General features: G+C 64.9%; 21 protein-coding genes. 10 read left to right on the top strand and 11 right to left on the bottom strand.

Translation table 11 applies throughout. The features are described from left to right. The first annotated feature begins 68 nt into the window (after positions 1-68). Together A7X65_RS00605 and A7X65_RS00610 are read left to right on the top strand one after the other, a co-directional pair. The gene (locus A7X65_RS00605; RefSeq protein WP_063682454.1) at positions 69-974 is read left to right on the top strand and encodes a LysR substrate-binding domain-containing protein; all 906 of its coding nucleotides are present in this window, start codon (positions 69-71) and stop codon (positions 972-974) included. Positions 975-1,112: 138 nt separating this feature from the next. Next, a complete protein-coding gene (locus A7X65_RS00610) occupies positions 1,113-2,468 on the top strand; it encodes an NAD(P)H-dependent oxidoreductase (protein WP_063682456.1) in 1,356 nt (451 codons plus the stop codon). Between the two features lie 26 nt (positions 2,469-2,494). On the opposite strand, the gene A7X65_RS00615 is transcribed toward A7X65_RS00610, so the two are convergent. Both A7X65_RS00615 and A7X65_RS00620 read right to left on the bottom strand, forming a co-directional pair. After that, a complete protein-coding gene (locus A7X65_RS00615) occupies positions 2,495-3,460 on the bottom strand; it encodes a DMT family transporter (protein ID WP_063682457.1) in 966 nt (321 codons plus the stop codon). Between the two features lie 75 nt (positions 3,461-3,535). Next, complete coding sequence (locus A7X65_RS00620; RefSeq protein WP_063682459.1) at positions 3,536-4,015, bottom strand: PaaI family thioesterase; 480 nt, start codon at positions 4,013-4,015, stop codon at positions 3,536-3,538. Positions 4,016-4,199: 184 nt separating this feature from the next. Between A7X65_RS00620 and purL the strand changes: the two genes are divergently transcribed. Beyond that, a complete protein-coding gene (gene purL, locus A7X65_RS00625; protein WP_063682461.1) occupies positions 4,200-6,410 on the top strand; it encodes a phosphoribosylformylglycinamidine synthase subunit PurL in 2,211 nt (736 codons plus the stop codon). A 113-nt stretch (positions 6,411-6,523) separates the two neighbouring features. Here the strand turns inward: purL and A7X65_RS00630 are convergent, their stop codons facing one another. Then, a complete protein-coding gene (locus A7X65_RS00630) occupies positions 6,524-7,708 on the bottom strand; it encodes an acyltransferase family protein (protein ID WP_063682463.1) in 1,185 nt (394 codons plus the stop codon). A 180-nt stretch (positions 7,709-7,888) separates the two neighbouring features. Here A7X65_RS00630 and A7X65_RS00635 point away from each other — a divergent pair, with 180 nt between their 5' ends. After that, the gene (locus A7X65_RS00635; RefSeq protein WP_063682464.1) at positions 7,889-8,062 is read left to right on the top strand and encodes a DUF1328 domain-containing protein; all 174 of its coding nucleotides are present in this window, start codon (positions 7,889-7,891) and stop codon (positions 8,060-8,062) included. A 135-nt stretch (positions 8,063-8,197) separates the two neighbouring features. On the opposite strand, the gene A7X65_RS00640 is transcribed toward A7X65_RS00635, so the two are convergent. Next, on the bottom strand, positions 8,198-8,557 hold the full coding sequence (locus tag A7X65_RS00640; RefSeq protein WP_063682465.1) for a DUF427 domain-containing protein: 360 nt from the start codon (positions 8,555-8,557) through the stop codon (positions 8,198-8,200). A gap of 200 nt (positions 8,558-8,757) precedes the next feature. On the opposite strand from A7X65_RS00640, the gene A7X65_RS00645 reads away from it, so the two are divergent. Beyond that, positions 8,758-8,994, top strand: coding sequence for a BolA family protein (locus A7X65_RS00645; protein WP_015685068.1), 237 nt, complete (start codon positions 8,758-8,760; stop codon positions 8,992-8,994). A 26-nt stretch (positions 8,995-9,020) separates the two neighbouring features. After that, positions 9,021-10,223: a low temperature requirement protein A gene (locus A7X65_RS00650; protein ID WP_063682466.1), complete on the top strand. Its 1,203-nt coding sequence runs from the start codon at positions 9,021-9,023 to the stop codon at positions 10,221-10,223. Positions 10,224-10,396: 173 nt separating this feature from the next. Here the strand turns inward: A7X65_RS00650 and egtD are convergent, their stop codons facing one another. Then, positions 10,397-11,368: an L-histidine N(alpha)-methyltransferase gene (egtD, locus tag A7X65_RS00655; RefSeq protein WP_063682467.1), complete on the bottom strand. Its 972-nt coding sequence runs from the start codon at positions 11,366-11,368 to the stop codon at positions 10,397-10,399. Positions 11,369-11,419: 51 nt separating this feature from the next. After that, positions 11,420-12,718 carry an ergothioneine biosynthesis protein EgtB gene (gene egtB, locus A7X65_RS00660; protein WP_063682469.1) on the bottom strand — a complete coding sequence of 433 codons (1,299 nt, stop codon included), beginning with the start codon at positions 12,716-12,718 and terminating at the stop codon, positions 11,420-11,422. Positions 12,719-12,991: 273 nt separating this feature from the next. Here egtB and grxD point away from each other — a divergent pair, with 273 nt between their 5' ends. From grxD to A7X65_RS00680, 4 genes are read left to right on the top strand one after another with little or no spacing between them, the layout of a single operon-like run. Next, positions 12,992-13,318 carry a Grx4 family monothiol glutaredoxin gene (gene grxD / locus A7X65_RS00665; RefSeq protein WP_063682471.1) on the top strand — a complete coding sequence of 109 codons (327 nt, stop codon included), beginning with the start codon at positions 12,992-12,994 and terminating at the stop codon, positions 13,316-13,318. Positions 13,319-13,322: 4 nt separating this feature from the next. Next, positions 13,323-13,874 (top strand): O-acetyl-ADP-ribose deacetylase, encoded by a 552-nt coding sequence (locus A7X65_RS00670; protein ID WP_063682472.1) that lies wholly within the window; start codon positions 13,323-13,325, stop codon positions 13,872-13,874. A 46-nt stretch (positions 13,875-13,920) separates the two neighbouring features. Next, a complete protein-coding gene (locus A7X65_RS00675) occupies positions 13,921-15,225 on the top strand; it encodes a serine hydrolase domain-containing protein (protein ID WP_063682473.1) in 1,305 nt (434 codons plus the stop codon). Position 15,226: 1 nt separating this feature from the next. Further along, the gene (locus tag A7X65_RS00680; RefSeq protein ID WP_063682474.1) at positions 15,227-16,489 is read left to right on the top strand and encodes a serine hydrolase domain-containing protein; all 1,263 of its coding nucleotides are present in this window, start codon (positions 15,227-15,229) and stop codon (positions 16,487-16,489) included. On the opposite strand, the gene A7X65_RS00685 is transcribed toward A7X65_RS00680, so the two are convergent. From A7X65_RS00685 to A7X65_RS00705, 5 genes are all read right to left on the bottom strand, one after another. After that, positions 16,490-17,557, bottom strand: a complete 1,068-nt coding sequence (locus A7X65_RS00685) for a threonine aldolase family protein (RefSeq protein WP_063682475.1) — start codon at positions 17,555-17,557, stop codon at positions 16,490-16,492. 89 nt (positions 17,558-17,646) lie between these two features. After that, a complete protein-coding gene (rpsD, locus tag A7X65_RS00690; protein ID WP_063682476.1) occupies positions 17,647-18,264 on the bottom strand; it encodes a 30S ribosomal protein S4 in 618 nt (205 codons plus the stop codon). A gap of 204 nt (positions 18,265-18,468) precedes the next feature. Next, positions 18,469-19,236 (bottom strand): hypothetical protein, encoded by a 768-nt coding sequence (locus tag A7X65_RS00695; protein ID WP_063682477.1) that lies wholly within the window; start codon positions 19,234-19,236, stop codon positions 18,469-18,471. A gap of 107 nt (positions 19,237-19,343) precedes the next feature. Next, positions 19,344-19,727, bottom strand: a complete 384-nt coding sequence (locus A7X65_RS00700; RefSeq protein ID WP_063682478.1) for a cupin domain-containing protein — start codon at positions 19,725-19,727, stop codon at positions 19,344-19,346. Positions 19,728-19,795: 68 nt separating this feature from the next. Then, positions 19,796-20,569 carry an HpcH/HpaI aldolase family protein gene (locus A7X65_RS00705; protein ID WP_063682479.1) on the bottom strand — a complete coding sequence of 258 codons (774 nt, stop codon included), beginning with the start codon at positions 20,567-20,569 and terminating at the stop codon, positions 19,796-19,798. Positions 20,570-20,582: the final 13 nt, after the last annotated feature.

Below are 20,582 nucleotides of genomic sequence, written 5' to 3' on the forward strand. Positions count from 1 at the left end.
GATCGCTGGCCATGGGCGACAATTGAATTATATTCGCCGTCACTTTAGCTGGCCTAAAAGGTTTCCTGATGCAGATCCCCTTCCGCGCCATCATCGTCTTCCACGCGGTGGCGCGCGCGGGCAGCATTTCCCGCGCGGCGGATGAATTGCGGGTGACACCTTCGGCCGTCAGCCAGCAGATCCAGGCGCTGGAGCTGCATCTCGGCACCGCGCTGACCTCGCGGGTCGGGCGCAACATCACGCTGACCGAGGCCGGCGAGCGCTATTTCGAGATGATCAGCCGCGAGATCGAGCACGTCGCCGACGTGACGCAACATGTCCGCGGCATCCGCTCGGCGACCACATTGACGGTGCGCGCGGCGCCGAGCGTGTCGAGCAAATGGCTGCTGCCGCGGCTTGCCGGCTTCGTCAACGCCAATCCGGACATCGAATTGCGGCTCGACGGCACAAATGAGCCGACAGATTTCCGCAAGGAGAACGTGGACCTCGAGATTCGCCATGGTGAGGGTAGCTGGCCCGGTCTGTTCGTCGAAAGCCTTGGCAAGGAGCGCTTTTTTCCGCTGTGCGCACCATCATCCTTTGCCGCGGGCAGCCTTTCCGCCGCAGACCTGCTCAAGCACCGGCTGATCCATTCGGTGAAGTCGCAGATGCAGTGGCCGCGCTGGTTCGCGGAGGCCGGCCTCGAGCCGGTGGAACGCTGGAAGCGCGTGCTGTTCGACCGCAGCCACATGGCGATCGACGCGGCCGTCGACGGCCTCGGCATCGGGCTGGACAGCGAGCTGTTGGCCTGGCGCGAATTGCGCGACGGCCGCCTGGTTTGCCCCGTGAAGAACCCTCCGGAGGTCACGCTGACGACGCAATGGATCGTCTGTCCGCACGGCCATCTGCGTCACCGCAAGACCCGCACCTTCCTCGATTGGCTGCGAGGGGAGCGCGACGCCTGGAGCGCTCAGCACACCGCGCAGATTGTTTAGCGCGCCTACATCGTCGCGACAGATAATCTGAATTGCCCTCGGATTCGCCGCTGCCTAACGTTTCCGAACAAGGCGCGCGCGGCCGCTTGTCGCGGCTGCAACAGCGCCGTCACCCGAGGAACGTTTAAGGAAATCCAGATGAATCTCCATCGCATGCTGCTGGAGCGCAAGGCGGCCGGCAAGCCTGTTACCATTGGCCTGATCGGAGCCGGAAAGTTCGGCCTGATGTTCCTGTCGCAGGTGCGCCAGACCGACGGCATGCATCTCGTCGGCGTCGCCGACCTGAACACCGCCCGTGCCCGCGCGCAGCTCAAGCTCGGCTGCTGGCCGGAAGAGCAATATGCGGCGACCACGATCGACGAGGCGCTCAGGCATGGGCGCACCGTCGTCACCGACAATGCCGACGCGCTGATCACCCATCCCGCCATCGAGGTCATCATCGAGGCGACTGGCGATCCCGGCGCCGGCATCCGTTTCGCGATGAAGGCGATCGAGAACGGCAAGCACATCGTGATGGTCAATGTCGAGGCGGATGCGGTCGCAGGTCCGATCCTGGCGCGCAAGGCGAAGCAGGCCGGCGTCGTCTATTCGCTCGCCTGGGGCGACCAGCCGGCGCTGATCGCCGATCACGTCGACTGGGCCCGCGCCGCCGGCTTCAAGGTCGTCGCCGCCGGCAAGGGCACGCGCTATCACCCGACCTATCACCAGTCGACGCCGGATACGGTCTGGGACATCCTCGACAAATACATGAAGATTAAGGATCGCAACTCGATCAACCCGAAGATGTTCAATTCCTTCGTCGACGGCACCAAGTCGGGTATCGAGATGACCGCGGTCTGCAACGCGACCGGGCTGCATGCGCAAAGCGAGGGCCTGTCGTTCCCGCCCGCGACCCGCTTCGAGCACGCCGAGATCTGCAAGCCGAAATCCGATGGCGGCATGCTGGAGAAATCAGGCGTCACCGAGGTGACTTCGTCAGTCTATCGCGACGGCAGCGACGTGCCGCAGAGCCTCGTGATGGGCACTTATGTCGTGTTCGAGACCGACAGCGCCTATTCGGAGGAATGCTTTCGCGAATACAGCATGCTGCCGGACAAGACCGGCAAATACGCCTCGCTCTATCGTCCGATCCACATGATCGGGCTCGAGCTCGGCATCTCCGTTGCGTCGGCGGCGCTGCGCAAGGAGCCGACCGGTGCGCCGATCGTGTTCAATTCGGACGTGGTCGCGACCGCCAAGCGCAAGCTCAAGGCCGGTGAGATGCTCGACGGCGAAGGAGGGTTCTGCGTCTGGGGCAAGCAGACCCCGGCCGATGCTTCGCTGAAGCAGGGCTATCTGCCGCTCGGCCTCGCTCACCAGGTCAAGCTCAAGACCGACATCGCGGAAGGCCAGCGGTTGAGATGGGAGGACGTGGAGTACGATCCCGACAGTCTCGCCGTGCGGGTGCGCCGCGAGATGGAAGCGGCTTTCCGGCAGCCAAACGTTGCTGCCTGATTGACCCTCGTAAGAAGCGGCTGAAGCTAGCGCAGCTTCAACCGCTCTGCCGGCACCGTCATGGCCGCAACGCCGGCCATGACCAGCAGCAGGCCGAGGGCGAGGTTCGACGGCACGCTCTCGCCGAGCAGCAGCACGGACAGCCCGACGCCGATGGGAATGCGCAGATAGCCCTGCGCGTTCGTGGTCAGCGTGCCGAGGCGGCCGAGGCAGACGTAGAACAGCATCAATCCCAGCGCGCTCGAGACGATGCCCATGACGATGGTGGCGACGATCGCCGTCGGTGTGGGGTGCAGCGTCCAGGGCTGGTCGATGATCAGCGAGGGCGGCAGCAGCACGAGGCCGCCGAACAGCAGCGAGCCCGTCGCCACCACCATCGGGTCGTATTCGGAGAGCCGCAAGCCGAAGATCGTCGCGCAGGCGAAAGAGATGGTGGCGAGCAGGATCGCGAGCTCCGCCACGATCTCGCTGCCGAAGCCGCGCAGCGCATCGAGGCCGACGATGGCGACGGTGCCGGCAAGGCCGAGGATCGCGCCTGCGAGCTTCAGCAGCGTCGCCGGCTCATGCCGCGTGATCAGCGAGGTGATCAGGAAGGCGAAGATCGGCGTCGTCGAGGCAAGCACCACCGTGTTCGACGCGGGGACATAGAGCTGCGCCCAGGTGATGATCAGGAACGGGAAGGTCGAGTTGATCAGCTGCTGGACTGCGAACAGCTTCCAGGCCTCCACGTCGGTCGGCAGCTTGACCCCGCGCACCCAGAGGATGGCGAACAGGAAGGCGGCGGCGATCAGCGAGCGCGCCGAGATGAAGGTCACAGGCGGGATCGTGTCCAGCGCGAGCTTGGCCAGCGGATAGGTCGAGCTCCAGCAGCAGGCCAGCGCAAACAGCAGCGCATAGTCGCGCCAGTTGCGCGCGCCGGTGGCGGGCATGGACGGCAGCGACGACGATACGGAGGCCGCTGCGCGGCCCCTCGGCGATGTGCTCTGCGGCACCTTGTTCCTGCTCCCCGGCGCAACAGCGCTTGCTGCAACTGTGGGCGAGGGGCTGCGAAAAGGGAAGGCGTCGAGCTATGCGTTTGGCTGGGGCTGCGGCTTCCGCTTCATCCGCTTGATCGTGCCGGAAAAGGTGAGCAGCAGCCGCTCGCCGGACTTCATCTGGCCGCGCAGGAAGATCAGCGAGCCGCCGGCCCGGCTCACCTCGCCGGTGCATTCGATCAGCTCGCCCTCGCGTGCCGCGTCGAGGAATTCGCAGGAGAAATTGGTCGTCACCGCCCGGCTGTCCAGGACATGGGTGGCGATCGCAAACAGGGAATAGTCGGCGAAGGCCATGTAGCAGCCGCCATGGACGTTCCCGGAGCCGTTGAGGTGCTTCTTCTCGACCCGGAAGGCGCTGCGGACGCTGCCGTCGGCCTCGATCCGGTGCCAGAAGGGGCCGACATGGGACTCAAAACTGTCGCGAATCCAGGTCCGCCAGCCCTCAAATTCGCCCTCGGTGGCGACATGGAGGTCGGGGCGGCGCGGCGGGGGCGATTTGGTCAATTCGTGCAAAGAAATGGGCCTTCAATTACGGGTCTTTAGCCCTTAAATCCGATCCGTCAGCGCCTTGCAATTCCCGTTCCCGCCGCCCCGCCTTGCAAAACGTGGGACAGCGGGAAAATGCATCACAAAGGGCTTTTCGTCGGCCCTCGATGTTCCTAAGAACGGCCAAACCGCCGCCGAAAGCCCCGAATCCATGAAGAACGAACCCAAGATCACCCCCGAGCTGGTTGCCGCCCACGGGCTCAAGCCCGATGAATATGAGCGCATCCTCAAGCTGATCGGGCGGGAACCGACCTTCACCGAGCTCGGCATCTTCTCGGCGATGTGGAACGAGCATTGCTCGTACAAGTCCTCGCGCATCCATCTGCGCGGCCTGCCGACCAAGGCCCCCTGGGTGATCCAGGGCCCCGGCGAGAATGCCGGCGTGATCGACATCGGCGACGGCCAGGCCGTGGTCTTCAAGATGGAGAGCCACAACCACCCGAGCTACATCGAGCCCTACCAGGGCGCGACCACCGGCGTCGGCGGCATTTTGCGCGACGTCTTCACCATGGGCGCGCGCCCGATCGCCTGCCTCAACGCGCTGAGCTTCGGCGCGCCCGAGCATGCCAAGACCCGGCATCTTGTCTCCGGCGTCGTGGCCGGCGTCGGCGGCTACGGCAATTCCTTCGGCGTGCCGACGGTCGGCGGCCAGGTCCGTTTCCACACCCGCTATGACGGCAACATCCTCGTCAACGCGATGGCGGTGGGCCTCGCCGATGCCGACAAGATCTTCTACGCGGCCGCCTCCGGCGTGAACATGCCGATCGTCTATCTCGGCTCCAAGACCGGCCGCGACGGGATCCACGGCGCCTCGATGGCGTCGGCCGAGTTCGACGACAAATCCGAGGAGAAGCGTCCGACCGTGCAGGTCGGCGATCCCTTCGCCGAAAAGCTGCTGCTGGAGGCCTGTCTCGAGATCATGGAGAAGGGCTGCGTCATCGCGATCCAGGACATGGGCGCGGCGGGGCTGACCTGCTCGGCGGTCGAGATGGGCGCCAAGGGCGATCTCGGCGTCGATCTCGATCTCGATTCGGTGCCGACCCGCGAGACTGGCATGAGCGCCTACGAGATGATGCTCTCGGAGAGCCAGGAGCGCATGCTCATGGTGCTCAAGCCCGAGAAGGAAAAGGAAGCCGAGGCGATCTTCAAGAAGTGGGGCCTCGACTTCGCCGTGGTCGGCTACACCACGCCGAGCAAGCGCTTCGTGGTCAAGCATGGCGGCGACGTCATGGCCGATTTGCCGATCAAGGAGCTCGGCGACGAGGCGCCGCTCTATGACCGTCCCCATGTTCCGTCCGCCGCGCTGCCGGTCGTGCATGCGCGCGACGTGCCGGCGCCGATGGGCCTGGGTGCCGCGCTGGAGAAGCTGATCGGCACGCCCGACATGTGCAGCAAGCGCTGGGTGTGGGAGCAGTACGATCACGTCATCCTCGGCAACACCATGCAGCGCCCCGGCGGCGATGCCGCAGTCGTGCGTGTGCAGGACGGGCCGAAGGGCCTGGCGCTCACCGTCGACGTCACGCCGCGCTATTGCGAGGCCGATCCGTTCGAGGGCGGCAAGCAGGCCGTCGCGGAAGCCTGGCGCAACATCACCGCGGTCGGCGGCAAGCCGCTTGCGATCACCGACAATCTCAACTTCGGCAACCCCGAGCGGCCCGAGATCATGGGCCAGTTCGTCGGCTGCCTGAAGGGCATCTCGGAAGCCTGCCGCACGCTCGACTTCCCGGTCGTCTCCGGCAACGTCTCGCTCTACAACGAGACCAACGGCCGCGCGATCCTGCCCACGCCCTCGATCGGCGGTGTCGGCCTGCTCGACGATTTCACCAAATCCGCATCGCTCGCCTTCAAGGCCGAGGGCGAAGCGATCCTGCTGGTCGGCGAGACCCATGGCTGGCTCGGCCAATCCGTGTACCTGCGCGACATCTGCGGTCGCGAAGAGGGCGCGCCGCCGCCGGTCGATCTCGCGGCCGAGAAGCGCAACGGCGATTGCGTGCGCGGCATGATCCATGCCGGCACCGCGACGGCGGTGCACGACCTCTCCGACGGCGGCCTTCTGATCGCGCTCGCCGAGATGGCGATGGCGAGCGGTATCGGTGCCAAGCTGCTGGCGGCGCCGACCTCGCTGGTCTCGCACGCCTATTGGTTCGGCGAGGACCAGGCGCGCTATCTCGTCACCGTGCCGGAAACCGAAGCCGGCCGCGTCCTCGCCAAGATGCGCGGCTGCGAGGTGCCCTGCGTGCGGATCGGCACCACCGGCGGCGATGCCATCGCGATCGCAGGCGAGGCGCCTGTGTCGATCGATGCCCTGCGCAAGTCGTTCGAGCGCTGGCTGCCGGAGTATATGGGCGGCAAGGCGGCCTGAGGGGCCGCCTCACTCTCGGTCTGGTAGCCCGGATGAGCGAAGCGACATCCGGGACCTTGCTGGCACTGTGTCCCGGATATCGCTGCGCTCATCCGGGCTACGGGTGCGGCGCCTCACAACACGTGCGACGCACCCGGTATCTTCCGTAACGCCGCCGTCAGGCCCCAGCTCAGGATCACCGTGAGCACGAAGCCGATCGCGGCCTTTGCGATCGCGGGCCACGCATAATCGTACAGTGCGTACTGGATCCATAGCGCGATCGGATAGTGCACCAGGAAGATGCCGTAGGCGTCGGCCTGCATGCGGTCGAGCAGGTTCGGTCCCGGCGATTTCGAATGCAGGAAGAAGGCCAGGATCGCGAGCAGGATCGAGGCCGAGAACAGCACGAAGAACGTGCCGTAGAACACATGATACCATGACGGCAGGTGATCGGGATTACCGAGGATCTCGCGCTTGATGTAGATCATGCACCACATCAGGCAGTAGGGGATCAGCGTGATGATCACCCACTGCCAGCGGCTCTTCGGCAACTGTCCCTCGGCGCCGAGGATGCCGCGATCGAAATTCGCGGCACCGACGCTGGCGCCAATGAAGAAATAGGCGAAATAGAGCAGGATCCGGCTCGCCTGCACCGAGAACGGCCCGAACTCGAACCATTTGTTGGTGCCGAAATAGACCAGCGGCGGCAGGTAGACGATGACGCTCACGGCGACGAGCATCAGCCAGAACACCGTAGGCTGCGCGAATCCAAGCAGCGAGATGCGGTTACCGGGATCGACCAGATGCGCCGAGACCCGGTAGAGCAGGCTCGCGGTCAGGTCGAACGCCAGCAGCACCCAGACGAACCAGATCGGGCCGCTCGGCCAAGGGCCGACGGTGACGGTCTTCCACCAGAATGACGCGAAGCTCAGCCCGGGATCGTGCCGCAGCGCGATCGCGTAATAGGCGATGGGAATGACGGTGAGCGCAGCGATCGCGAACGGCAGGCCGAGCCGCAACAGACGGTCGCGCAGGAAGACCGACGGCGCCTTGCGCGCAATGCCCGGCCAGGTGAATAGCCCCGACAGGAAGAAGAACATCGCCATGAAGAAGCTGTCGGTCGCGAGCACGATCACGTCGAAGCCCGCCCAGGAGGCGGGATCGGTGTGACCGAAATGGGTGTAGGGAATGACGGCGTGATGCAGCAGCACCACCAGCGTGAGAAAGGTGCGGGCGCGATCGAGCGACAGATTGCGCGCCTTGGCCTTCGGTGCGGTGTGCGGCTCTGCGCCGATCGCCGCTGTATGTGATATCGTCATCGTAACGCCCCGCGCTCCTGCCCCCGCCGGACTCTGCCGCCGGGAACCGGATTCAGCAAGGGTCGTTTCAATCATCCAACAGTTGCAACTCCCGTTTGGAACCAGTTCCGCGCATCGCAGTTAGCGTTCGCGAAATGGGCGTGAGGGCCGCAAGACGCGGTATCCAGTGCGGAGTTGGCGATGACGATCCTGAAATGGGCACTGATCTTTTTATTGATCTCGATCGTGGCCGGCGTGCTCGGTTTCACGGGTCTCTCGGCCGCCTCCGCCGACATTGCCCGCTTCCTGTTCTACGTCTTCGTCGCGATCTTCCTGGTGCTGCTGATACTGGGGCTCACGATATTCAGAGCGTAGCGGGGCTGCGCGCCACGCACTCAGTCGTCATGCCCGGGCTTGTCCCGGGCATCTACGTCCTTCTGTATTCGCGATTGCCCAAGAACGTGGATGGCCGGGACAAGCCCGGCCATGACGCAGACGCTCGCAGGGGGGCTACCCCACTTCCTCGATCTTCACCTTGTCCGGATAAAAGGCGAGGTGGCCGGAAATCTCGGTCATGGCGGGGAAGGGCGTCTCGTAGGTCCAGATCGCATTGTCGAGCGTCTTGCCGTCGGCCTTGACGCTGTAATAGCTCGCGTCCCCCTTGTAGGGGCAATGGGTGACGCGGTTGGTGCGCTCCAGGAGCGCCATGTTGGCGTCTTCCCGCGGCACATATTGCACCGCCGGATATCTGGCCTCCTTGAGGGTCAGTGCCTTGCTGGTCTCGGCGATCACGATGTCGCCAGCCGTGACGCGGACGCGCCGGGGGTTTTGGGTGATGGTGATGGGGTGGTCCGGCCCTGGAAGCTTCATGATTCACGCCTTTTCTATCATTCTGCCGCGCGCGGCACTTTGTCGTGCCTTTATCCCGATGCGACCAGGGATATAGTGCCGGAAAGCGTGACGTAGAAGGCCGTTCACGCTAAGTTTGGCCGAGCCGGTCCCGGGGACCCCGGCGAGCGATTCGACGACGAGGCTGCTGCATTGCAGCCGACATAAGGAGCTAGACCCGAATGCCCATGGACGCCCACGATATCGAGGCGATGATCAAGGCAGCGATCCCCGATGCCGAGGTGACCATCCGTGACCTCGCCGGCGATGGCGACCATTATGCCGCGACCGTGATCTCGGAATCCTTCCGCGGCAAGTCCCGCGTCCAGCAGCACCAGATCGTCTATCGGTCCCTGCAAGGCCAGATGGGCGGCGTGCTGCACGCGCTGGCGCTGCAAACCGGCGTACCCGGCACCTGACCTGACCAGCGCGACGGGAGGCGATGATGGCTGCGGATGATGCGCGCGGCGCGATGTTTCGCGTCATCCTTCCGAACCAGCCCAGCCGCGTCACCAATGCCGAGCTATTCTTCGACCTGGTCTTCGTCTTCGCCGTTACACAGGTGTCGCACACGCTGCTGCACCATTTCACGCCGCTCGGCGCGGTCGAGGTCACCCTGCTGTTTCTGGCGGTGTGGTGGGTGTGGGTCTACACCGCCTGGGTCACCAACTGGCTCAATCCCGAACTGACGCCGGTCCGTATCCTCATCTTCCTGATGATGCTGGGCGGCCTCGTGCTGTCCACGACGATCCCGACCGCCTTCGACGGCCGGGGCCTCTGGTTTGCGGTCGCCTACGCGACCATGCAGGTCGGGCGCACCGCGTTCTGGCTGTTCGCGACCCCGCGCCACCGGACGGCGGTGCGGCACAATGCGATCCGCATCCTCATCTGGCTTTGCGGCTCGGCGGTCTTCTGGATCCTCGGCGGCCTCGCGCACGGCGAGGAACGGCTGTGGTTCTGGATCGTGGCGCTTGCGATCGAATATGTCTCGCCCGCGGTGCGCTTCTGGGTCCCGAAGCTCGGCTTCTCGTCGGTCGAGGCCTGGGCCGTCGATGGCGGCCACATGGCCGAGCGTTGCGCCGGCTTCATCATCATCGCGCTTGGCGAAGCCGTCGTCGTCAATGGCGCGACCTTTGCCGAGCTGCAATGGACCGCCGACAATATCCTGGCCTTCGTCTCGGCACTGGTCGGCAGTATCGCGATGTGGTGGGTCTATTTCCACAAGGGCGCCGAGGCCGGCTCGGAGCGGCTCTCGAAGTCTGCCGAATCCGGCCGGCTGGCGCGGCTCGCCTACACCTATCTGCATCTGCCGATCGTCGCCGGCATCATCCTGACCGCGGTCTCGGACGAGCTGGTGCTGAAGCATCCGACCGGCCATTCCGACATCCGCACCATCGTCAGCACGATCGGCGGTCCGCTGGTGTTTCTGGTCGGCACCATCCTGTTCAAGCACTCGATCCGCGGCTTCCTCCAGCTCTCGCACGGCATCGGCATCATCCTGCTGCTGGCGCTGTGGTGGTTCGCAGCCGACCTGTCGCCGCTCTGGCTGTCGGTGGCGACGAGCGTGATCATGATTGTCGTCGCGGTGTGGGAGTCGATGTCGCTGCGGTCGAAGCCGGAGGAGGCCGAGGACTCTGGAGCCGCCTGAACAAGCGCCTCGTCCTTCGAGACGACCGCTTTGCGGTCTCCTCAGGATGAGGCTGACCGGCATCGGTGCCAGTTGAACTTGCTGCCGCACACTCCGTCCTCATCCTGAGGAGCCCACCGAAGGTGGGCGTCTCGAAGGATGCGCCGCGAAACGGCTCTGAAAGCGCTGAAGGCTTACTCCGCGACCTCCAGTGCATGCACCGAGAACATCTTCGCCGCGTCCGTCCAGCTCTCGCGCACGCGCCAGCCGGCGCCTTGCGCCAGCGCGGCAAAGCGTTCGATGCTGTATTTGTAGCTGTTCTCGGTATGAATGCTCTCGCCGGGACGGAACGAGAAGCTGGTGCCGAGCAGCCGCACGGTCTGGCTCTTCTTGCTGATCAGGTGCATCTCGATGCGGTGCCGCTCGCGATTGTAGATCGCGCGATGGGTGAAGGCGGACAGGTCGAAATTGCCGCCGAGCTCGCGATTGATACGCACCAGGACATTGAGGTTGAAGCGCGCGGTGACGCCGGCCGCGTCGTTGTAGGCATCGAACAGCACGCGCTCGTCCTTCTCGAGGTCGGCGCCGATGATCATCTGCGCGCCCCTGCCGAGGATACGTCGCGCGCTCTTCAGGAACGCCTGCGCTTCATGCGGCTCGAAATTGCCGATGGTCGAGCCGGGGAAAAAGCCGACCTTCGGCATGGACGCGACCGCCTTGGGCAGCTCGAACGGCGTGGTGAAGTCGGCGGCGACGGGATAGATGCCGAGCGCGGGGAAGTCGCGCTTGAGCCCGTTCGCCTGCGCCTGGAGGAAGTCGCCAGAGATGTCGACGGGGACATAGGCGGCGAACTTGCACTGATTGAGCAGCAGGCGGACCTTCGTGGTCGCGCCGGCGCCGAACTCGACGAGGGCCGCATGCTCCGGAATGATCTTTGCGATCTCGCTGCCGCGCTCCTTCAGGATCGATAGCTCGGTGCGGGTCGGGTAGTATTCCGGCAGCTTCGTGATCGCCTCGAACAACTCCGAGCCGGTCGCGTCATAGAAATATTTCGGCGACAGCTTTTTCGGCTGTTGCGAGAGGTCCTCGATGGCCTCGCGCGCGAAAGCGGTGGTCTGCTCGTCGGGGAGATGGGCTTCGGCCAAAGCGCTGGCGTGCACATTCATGATACTCTCCTGAACGCGCTGTCCGGCGCGCATCTGTCGTCGGATTAAAGACTAGACGTAGTCAGCAAGCCGCAGGCCGGTGAACTGCCAGCGGTGGTGAGGATAGAAAAAGTTACGATAGGTAATACGGCTGTGGCCTTCAGGGGTTGCAAGCGAGGAGCCGCGCAGGACCAATTGGTTGACCATGAACTTGCCATTGTACTCGCCGAGCGCACCTTCGATCGCGCGGTAGCCGGGGTAGGGCGAGTATGACGAGCGGGTCCATTGCCAGACGATGCCGAAGGCGTCGTTGAGCTGACGGGTGCGGGCTGCAACCTCCCATTCCGTCTCGGTCGGAAGGTGCTTTCCGGCCCAGCGCGCGAACGCATCGGCCTCGTAATAGCTGACGTGGCAGACCGGCGCGTCGGGATCGACCGGCCTGAGGCCGGCCAGCGTCATCACCTGCCATCCGCCGTCGACCTCGCGCCAATGGCCCGGGGCCTGCCAGTCTTCCTTGCTGGCCGCGGCAAAGCCGTCCATCAGCCACAGCGTTGCCGTCCGGTAGCCGCCGTCGCGCATGAAGGCGAGCCATTCGGCATTGGTCACGAGATTGCGGGCGACCTTGACGGGGCCGACGAGGGCGCGATGGGCCGGCTTCTCGTTGTCGAAATGGAAGCTGTCATCGACATGGCCGACGGTATGGATGCCTTCGTTGAGCGTCATCCAATCGTCACCGGCGCGCGTCGCGGATGGAAAGCGCCAGTCCGCATCGTAGGCCGGGTAGACCGGGTTCTGTGCGAAGGCGTGCAGGATGTCGGTGAACATCAGCTCCTGATGCTGCTGCTCGTGGTTGAGCCCGACCTCGACCAGCGGCGCCAGGGCCCGGAGCTTTTCCGCTTCCGCTTCCCGAAAAAACTTCACGACCGCCGCATCAACATGGCGGCGATAAGCGCCGACCTCGTCTGCGCTGGGACGGGTGATGTCGCCGCGATGATTGCGGGCATGACGCGGCCCGGCGCTGACGTAATAGGAATTGAACAGGAAGGCGAAATCGGGATGGAAGGGTCGGTAGCCGGGGGCGTGCTCGCCGAGCAAGAACTGCTCCCAGAACCAGGTGGTATGGGCCCGATGCCATTTCGCCGGGCTCGCATCCGGCATGGACTGGATCTGCTGGTCCTCGGGCGACAGCGGCGCCGCCCGGCGCTCGGTCTCGTTGCGGACGGTGAGAAAGGCATCCTCCAGCCGCCGGGCGAGGCTGCCCGGGTCGGAGGACGGTGACGAAAGCGCGGGGGCGGCCGTGGCGGAGGCTGGTTTCGTCACGTTTTTCTCCAGACAGGACAAGAGAACGTTGTTGGCGTTGCCCGGTTCCAAAACCAAGGTTCGTCCTAGATAGGGGCTCCGTTACGGTATGAAAGTCCTCCCCGGCGATGATATTCGTGCCATCATGCAATGAGCCGGCACCGTCCGGATCGGCCGCCCAGGGTGGGACAAGGCTCGGGACAAGGGGCCGGGGCAGGCCCGTTCGCCGCCATTTTACTTTGGATGCACAACGGTTTGGGCTACATATATAGGCAGGTATCGGGTTAGATCGGCTGAGCCGGCCCGAAGCAATTGGTGAGGGCTCTGCCCCAGAAGGACACGGATATGAGCATCGCGGAATTCATCGACAACGAAGTGAAGTCGAACGACGTGGTTCTGTTTATGAAGGGTACGCCGCAATTTCCGCAGTGCGGTTTCTCCGGCCAGGTCGTCCAGATCCTCGACCACATCGGCGTCGGCTATAAGGGCCTCAACGTGCTCGAATCCGCCGAGCTGCGTAACGGCATCAAGGAATTCTCGAACTGGCCGACCATCCCGCAGCTCTACGTGAAGGGCGAGTTCATCGGCGGCTGCGATATCGTCCGCGAGATGTTCCAGGCCGGCGAATTGCAGCAGCTCTTCTCCGAGAAGGGCGTCGTCGTCGCGGCCTGAGGCCGTGACCATGCTGTCGCGCCGGATTGGCGGCGCGGAGCTCGAGGTCATCGTTGCCGACATCACGACACTCGGCGTTGACGCCATCGTCAACGCCGCGAATTCGTCGCTCCTTGGCGGGGGCGGCGTGGATGGCGCGATCCATCGCGCCGCCGGGCCTGATCTGGTCGCCGAATGCCGCATGCTGCACGGCTGCAAGACCGGTGATGCCAAGATCACCAAAGGCTACCGGCTCAAGGCCGCGCATGTGATCCACACCGTCGGGCCGGTCTGGAACGGCGGCACCCTCAACGAGGACGATCTGCTCGCCTCCTGCTATCGCCGTTCGATGGAGCTGTGCGGCAAGCACGAGCTGACCTCGGTGGCGTTTCCCGCGATTTCGACCGGGATTTTCCGCTTTCCTGCCGATCGGGCCGCCAAGATCGCGATTCATACGGTCATCGACGCTCTGCCGGCCGTGCCCTCGGTCGGCCACGTCGTCTTCTGTTGTTTTTCGGAGGCAAGCGCGGCGCTCCATACGGACGTTTTGGCGCGCTACAGCGGCCCTTGTGCCTGATGGCCCGGTCGGTACACTCCGCCGGACCATGTTCCGGGGAGGGGATATGATTTTACGATCTGGACTGCGTGCGTTCGCTTGCGGCGCGTTGTTGTCGCTTGGCGCGTTGTTGTCGCTTGGCGCGATGTCGTTCGCGAAGGCGGAGGGCACCTACGAGATTCCTGCCGGCGCGCATTTCAACCAGGAGAAGCTCGGCAAGATCAGCGAGTTCTTCAAGAACGAGGTCGCGATCGGCAAGATCGCCGGCGCCACCGTGCTGATCAGGCAGCACGGCAAGCCTGTCTACCACGAGGCCTTCGGCGTCCAGGACGTAGCCAGCAAGGCGCCGATCACCGACAAGACGATCTTCCGCCTGTTCTCGATGAGCAAGGCGATCACCTCCGTCGTTGCCGTGCAGATGATCGAGGACGGCAAGATCAAGCTCGATGATCCCCTCTCGAAATACATTCCCTCCTTCGCCAACGTGAAGGTCGGCGTCGAGAAGAAGGCCGACGACGGCACCAAGTCGCTCGAGCTGGTGCCACCGAACCGGCCGATCACCGTGCTCGACCTGATGCGCCACACCTCGGGCATCACCTATGGCTTTTACGGCGACAGCCTGGTCCGCAAGGCCTATCGCGATGCCAATATCTATGCCGGCGATTTCGACCTCGCCGAGTTCGCCGAGCGCATCGCCAAGCTGCCGCTGCACAACCAGCCGGGCGCGCTGTGGCAGTACGGTCATTCGACCGACGTCCTGGCGCGCGTGATGGAGATCGCGGCCGGCAAGCCGCTGATCGACATCATGCGGGAGAAGCTGCTGGACCCGCTCGGCATGGTCGATACCGGATTCTTCGTGACGGCTCCCGAGAAGCAGAAGCTTATGGCGCAGCCGGTGCCGAACGACAGCGATTTCCGCGTTGGCCGGATCAACGATCCGACGGTCGTCAAGAAGATCCAGTTCGCCAGCGGCGGCATGGTGACGACCATGGCCGACTATGAGCGCTTCGCGCAGATGCTGCTCAATGGCGGGACGCTCGACGGCAAGACGATCCTCAAGCCCGATGCGTTCAAGCTGATGACGACCGACAAGATCGGTCCGGGCTCCGGCGTCGATCGCGACTATTTCTACTTCCCCGGCGACGGCTTCGGCTTCGGCCTCGGGCTCGCGGTCCGAACCGATCCCGGCAACGCAAAGCCGCCACCGCCCGGCGATCTCGGTGAATTGAAGTGGGACGGCGCCTCCGGCTGCTACTTCGTGATCGATCCCAAGCAGGACATGTTCTTCGTCCTGCTGGAACAGACCCCGACCGAGCGCCAGCGCGTGCAGCGGACATTGAAGCAGTTGGTTTATGAATCCATGGAGAATTGACATGTTCGGGCGCCGCGCGCTGTTCGCGGCGCTCGTTCTGCTGTCGAGTGCGGCCGGTGCGCAGGCGGGCCCGGACGGGCGCGCGCGCAGCTTCTCGCCCGAAGGCCTCGCCAAGGTCTCCGACTACATCCGCAAGGAGGTCGCCGCCGGAACGTTCCCGGGCGCGATCCTGCTGCTCCAGCAGCACGGCAAGCCGGTCTATTACGAGAATTTCGGCGTCCGCGACGTCGCCACCGAGATTTCGATGAGCGCGGACACGATCTTCCGCCTCTATTCGATGTCGAAGCCGGTCACGACGGTCATGGCGATGATGCTGGTCGAGGAGGGCAAGCTTTCGCTCGACGATCCCGTCGCAAAATACATTCCGGCCTTCGGCAGGATGAAAGTCGGCGTCGAGAAGAAGGCCGAGGACGGCAAGGTTTCGCTCGATCTCGAGCCGCTCAATCGTCCGGTGACGGTCAAGGATCTGATGCGCCACACCTCCGGGCTGCCTTACGGCTATTATGGCGGGGGCCCGGTGAACAAGCTCTATGCCGACGCCGGCCTGTTCGACAACAAGGCCCTGAACAATGCCGAGCTCGTCGCGAAGATCGCCACGCTGCCGCTCGCCGAACAGCCCGGCACGATCTGGGACTACGGCCTCTCCACCGATGTGCTCGGCCGTATCGTCGAAGTGATCTCGGGCAAATCGCTGCTCCAGTTCGAGAAGGAGCGGCTGCTCGATCCGCTCGGGATGACGGAGACCGCTTACTATGTGGCCGATCCCGCCAAGTGGCCGCGCATCGCCGAGCCGATGCCTGCGGACCGCGCGATCAGCCCCATGACGCAGGTGCGCGATCCCCGGCAACCGCTGAAATGGGAGTCCGGCGGCGGCGGCCTCGTCGGCACGGTCGGCGACTACGCGCGCTTCTCGCAGATGCTGCTGAATGGCGGTACGTTCGAAGGCCGCCGCTATCTCAAGGCCGAGACCATCGCGCTGATGGCCAAGGACCACATAGGACCGGACACGAAGGTCTCACGCGAGCAGAACTATTATCCGGGCGCATCGAGCGGCTTCGGTCTCGGCTTCGCCGTGCGCACCTCGGTGCCCGAGGGGACGTCATGGCCGCTCGGCGAATATCGCTGGGACGGCGTCGGCGGCACGTTCTTCTTCATCGATCCCGAGGACGATCTGTTCGGGATCTTCATGGTGCAGACCCCCTCGCAGCGCGGGCGGGTCCAACTCGCGCTGAAGACGCTGATCTATCAGGCGATGGGGCGGTAGTTACGCCCCGCGCACGATCTCGCGCACATATCCGATCGTTTCCTCGACCTGGGCCGCATTGACGTCGAGATGCGTGCAGGCGCGGATGCGGCCGTCCATCATCGCGAGCGTCACGCCGCGCTGGCGCAGCGCCGCCACCATCTTGTCGCCGGGAATGCCGGCGCCGTCGGGCTTGAAGAACACGAGGTTGGTCTCGGGCTCCTGCACCTCGATGCCTGCGATCTGCGACAGCCCGCGGGCGAGTGCGCGCGCATTGGCGTGGTCGTCGGCAAGGCGCTCGACGTGATGGTCGAGCGCGTAGATGCAGGCGGCCGCGCAGATGCCGGCCTGCCGCATCGAGCCGCCGAGGCGCTGCTTCCACTGCCAGACCGCGTCGATGAAGGCGCGCGTGCCCGCGAGCACGCCGCCGATCGGCGCGCCCAGGCCCTTGGAGAAATCGATCCAGGCCGAGTCCCAGCCCGCGGTCATGTCGCGCGGAGAGATGCCGCTGGCCACCGTGGCGTTGAGCAGGCGTGCGCCGTCCATGTGCGTGACGAGGCCGTGCTGCTTGGCGATCGCGACGATCTCGTCGAGCGCTGCCTTCTTCCAGATCGTGCCGCCGCCGATATTGGCGGTCTGCTCGACGCTGACGACGGTCTGCGGCGGCTGGTAGCGCGTGCGCGGGTGCAGCGCCTTGCGGAAGGTCTCCGGCGTGAACTGGCCGTCGGGGCCCTTGAGCTGCGTCACCTGAAAACCGCCGATCGCGGCATGCGCGCCGCCTTCGCGGGCGATGATGTGCGCGGTCTCATGCGCCAGGATCTCGTCGCCGGGACGGCAATGCACCAGCGTCGCGGTGACGTTGCACATCGTGCCCGAGGGCATGTAGACCGCGGCTTCCTTGCCCATCAGCGCGGCGACGCGCTCGCACAGCGCGTTCACGGTCGGGTCGTCGCCGACCTGCTCGTCGCCGACCTCCGCCCGCGCCATCGCCTCGCGCATTCCAGCCGTCGGCTTGGTCTGCGTGTCCGAAAGCAGATTGATGCGCACCGGCGGCGCCTTGGGATTGATAGGGGGAGGGGTGTAGAGCATGCGACGGCTCCTCAAAGCATTGCGGCCACTGAAGTGTGGCTCTTAAGCAAAAAGGCCCCGGCGAACCGGGGCCTTTCGATAGTCAGATCTTAGCGCGAATAGAATTCGACGACCAGATGCGGCTCCATCTGCACCGGGAACGGCACGTCGGAGAGGCCGGGGATGCGCGTGTACTTCGCGGTCATCTTGCCGTGGTCGACTTCGAGATAGTCGGGGGTCTCGCGCTCGGGAAGCTGGCTGGCTTCGAGCACGTGGGCGAGCTGCTTGGAGGCTTCCTTGACCTCGATCACGTCGCCGACCTTGAGCTGGTAGCTCGAGATGTTGACCTTGCGGCCGTTCACCTTGATGTGGCCGTGGTTGATGAACTGGCGGGCGGCGAAGATCGTCGAGACGAACTTGGCGCGGTACACGACCGCGTCGAGACGACGCTCCAGCAGGCCGATCAGGTTCTCGCCGGTGTCACCCTTGAGGCGGCTGGCCTCGACATAGATGCCGTGGAACTGGCGCTCGGAAATGTTGGCGTAGTAGCCCTTCAGCTTCTGCTTGGCGCGCAGCTGCACGCCGAAGTCGGAGAGCTTGCCCTTGCGGCGCTGGCCGTGCTGGCCGGGGCCGTACTCACGACGGTTCACGGGGCTCTTCGGGCGGCCCCAGATGTTCTGGCCCATACGGCGATCGATCTTGTACTTCGCCTCACTGCGCTTAGTCATCGCGTCCTCTTGATAGAGTTAGGTTGGTTTGAGGAAACGCGCCCTCCTGTGTGACGGGATGGATCCCGGCACCGACAGGTCCGATCCCCAAAGCTTAAGGGACTGGACCACGGGTCGCGAAACGCTTCGCGGGCCGAAAACGGCCCGCGAGCAGGCGGCTTTTAGGGGAGTTTGGGGTTCGCTGTCAATGCGAACGGCCCGGAATCACGTCCTGACCGCCCGGATCGGCTTTGAGCCCGCCGCCCGCAATTCGGCAGCGATGTCAGTGTTCAGGACCTGTTCCAGCCGGGTCAGGACCCGGGCGATGGGGGCGGCGTCGGTTACCCGGTGATCCCAGCGGATCACGACATGGATGGTCTGGTCGGGCTCGACCACCCCATAGCTGACGATATAGGGGCCTGGCGTGACGGGATGGAGCTCTCCGCCGCCATAGGCGGCCACCGAGCTCACCGCAAAGCTGCCGAACCAGTTGCCACGCTGGCGGCCGAAATTCAGCCCGATGGACCAGGACAGGCGCCGCAGGGGCAGCGGCAGGCGGGTCGCCCGCATGATCTTGCGGAACATCGGGACGTCCTCGATCGGCGCCGTCTTGGCGCGGCGGATCTCGGCGTCCACCTCCGCCAGCGGCAGGGCCTCCGGGGCCGCGATTCGCTGCGGCATCACGCATTCCTCGCCATCCTCGACCCGGGCAACGGCCACCAGCGCCACGCTCCTGGGCAGCTCGTACAGCGTCGGCCAGGGCCATTTGGCGTAGACGGTGCGCAGGATCGGCTCATCCCTGGCCACGATGGCAAACGCCTTGACGAACATGGCGGCCCAGCCTGCAGGTGCCATCGCACCTGCGCGGGCCTCCAGCAGGGGGCGGATGTTGAGTGAACGGGACAGCGAGACGAACGGCACGTCCATCGACGCGCGCATGAGGTCGCAAATCAGGCGCCGGGGCAGCGAAATGGTCTTGGGCGTCCCGCGCATCTGGTCCTTCGGTTCCCGCAGATGAAAATATGTGCAGCGAGCAGGTTCCTGCCCGCCGCACGCTGTAGCACGAACCTAACCCGCTTGGGGCCGGTCGGTTCGCCGCATCAGGGCGCCGGCGAGGCCAGCGGCTTGGTCTTGTCGACGATGTAAACTCCAAGCACTTTCATGGCCTTATCGCCATGAGCCTTGGCGTCGTGCACGACGCCAGCCGGGATCTGGTAGGAATCGCCGACTTTCAGGGTCTTCTCCGGCTGGCCGTCGATCAGGAGATTGAGCTCCCCTTCCAGCACGTACCCCGTTTCGACCCCGGGATGGGTATGGCGTCCGGCCGCGCCGCCCGCCGGGACTTCCGCGATGGCGGTGATGGTGGCGTAACCGTCGGGGAATTCGACCTTCTGGAGCGGGGTACGCTTGATTCCGGGCTGCTGGGCGAAGGCCGCAAAGGCAATGGCGGCGAAGGACAGAGCGAGCAAAGTCTTTTTGAGCATGGTTTTTCCTCCCTGGGAGGCGGACCCTAGCAGCGCGGCAGTTCCCGGCAAGGTGGCAATCGGCTTGTTCAGCGCCTGATGCCCTCGAAGGCGGCCATGATGCCGCGCTGGAACAGCGACCAGTCGAAGCCGAGCGCGATGGCGCGGTAGCCGCGGTCGACCAGGGCGTTGGCCTGGTCGGCGGTGCGGGCCACGCCGCCGATCGGCACGCCGCTTCTGAGGATGCCGGCCTCCGCGCGGGCGACCAGCGCGAGCAATTCCGGATCGTCCATCTGGCCGCGCTTGTTGATGGACGTGGCGAGATCGCCGGGGCCGATCACCGCGACGTCGATGCCAGGCGTTGCCATGATCTCGTCGATGCGGTTGACGGCCTCGACATGCTCGATGGTGACCATGCAGATCATCTCGTCATCGGCGCCGGCCATGTAGTCGGGCATCGACTGGCCCCACCGGAATGGTGCGTGGAACGGACCCCAGAGCCGGTCGCCGCGCGGCGGATAGCGCACGCTGCGCACGGCCTTCTCGGCGTCCGCGCGATTGCTGATCATCGGAAAGTTGATGCCGAAGGCGCCGATGTCCATCGGCGCTTTCGCAAGCCACGGCTCGTTCGCCGCGATCCGCACCAGGGGTGTGCACGGCGTGCCGGTCGTCGCGGCGATCATCGCGTGTGCTTCGGTGAGCCCGATCGGTCCGTGCTCGAGATCGACGATGATCCAGTCCAGCGAGCGCGCCATGATCTGCACCATCTGCACGCTCGGGATGGTCGCGATTGCGCCAAAGGCGGGGCGGCCCTCGCTCCACAATTGGCGGAGGCGATTGAGCGGCTTTGCGGGGAGCGGCATGGGATGACCTGCG

It is taken from the genome of Bradyrhizobium stylosanthis, assembly GCF_001641335.1.
GTDB lineage: Bacteria > Pseudomonadota > Alphaproteobacteria > Rhizobiales > Xanthobacteraceae > Bradyrhizobium > Bradyrhizobium stylosanthis.

What these genes read in the sequence shown, in the direction of transcription:
- A7X65_RS00700 (WP_063682478.1), bottom strand. Translation starts at nt 19,727, where the DNA reads ATGCTCAAAAAGACTTTGCTCGCTCTGTCCTTCGCCGCCATTGCCTTT.
- A7X65_RS00695 (WP_063682477.1), bottom strand. Translation starts at nt 19,236, where the DNA reads ATGCGCGGGACGCCCAAGACCATTTCGCTGCCCCGGCGCCTGATTTGC.
- A7X65_RS00630 (WP_063682463.1), bottom strand. Translation starts at nt 7,708, where the DNA reads ATGACGATATCACATACAGCGGCGATCGGCGCAGAGCCGCACACCGCA.
- egtD (WP_063682467.1), bottom strand. Translation starts at nt 11,368, where the DNA reads ATGAATGTGCACGCCAGCGCTTTGGCCGAAGCCCATCTCCCCGACGAG.
- grxD (WP_063682471.1), top strand. Translation starts at nt 12,992, where the DNA reads ATGAGCATCGCGGAATTCATCGACAACGAAGTGAAGTCGAACGACGTG.
- rpsD (WP_063682476.1), bottom strand. Translation starts at nt 18,264, where the DNA reads ATGACTAAGCGCAGTGAGGCGAAGTACAAGATCGATCGCCGTATGGGC.
- A7X65_RS00705 (WP_063682479.1), bottom strand. Translation starts at nt 20,569, where the DNA reads ATGCCGCTCCCCGCAAAGCCGCTCAATCGCCTCCGCCAATTGTGGAGC.
- A7X65_RS00675 (WP_063682473.1), top strand. Translation starts at nt 13,921, where the DNA reads ATGATTTTACGATCTGGACTGCGTGCGTTCGCTTGCGGCGCGTTGTTG.
- A7X65_RS00610 (WP_063682456.1), top strand. Translation starts at nt 1,113, where the DNA reads ATGAATCTCCATCGCATGCTGCTGGAGCGCAAGGCGGCCGGCAAGCCT.
- A7X65_RS00635 (WP_063682464.1), top strand. Translation starts at nt 7,889, where the DNA reads ATGACGATCCTGAAATGGGCACTGATCTTTTTATTGATCTCGATCGTG.
- A7X65_RS00680 (WP_063682474.1), top strand. Translation starts at nt 15,227, where the DNA reads ATGTTCGGGCGCCGCGCGCTGTTCGCGGCGCTCGTTCTGCTGTCGAGT.
- purL (WP_063682461.1), top strand. Translation starts at nt 4,200, where the DNA reads ATGAAGAACGAACCCAAGATCACCCCCGAGCTGGTTGCCGCCCACGGG.
- A7X65_RS00640 (WP_063682465.1), bottom strand. Translation starts at nt 8,557, where the DNA reads ATGAAGCTTCCAGGGCCGGACCACCCCATCACCATCACCCAAAACCCC.
- A7X65_RS00645 (WP_015685068.1), top strand. Translation starts at nt 8,758, where the DNA reads ATGCCCATGGACGCCCACGATATCGAGGCGATGATCAAGGCAGCGATC.
- A7X65_RS00650 (WP_063682466.1), top strand. Translation starts at nt 9,021, where the DNA reads ATGGCTGCGGATGATGCGCGCGGCGCGATGTTTCGCGTCATCCTTCCG.
- A7X65_RS00605 (WP_063682454.1), top strand. Translation starts at nt 69, where the DNA reads ATGCAGATCCCCTTCCGCGCCATCATCGTCTTCCACGCGGTGGCGCGC.
- A7X65_RS00685 (WP_063682475.1), bottom strand. Translation starts at nt 17,557, where the DNA reads ATGCTCTACACCCCTCCCCCTATCAATCCCAAGGCGCCGCCGGTGCGC.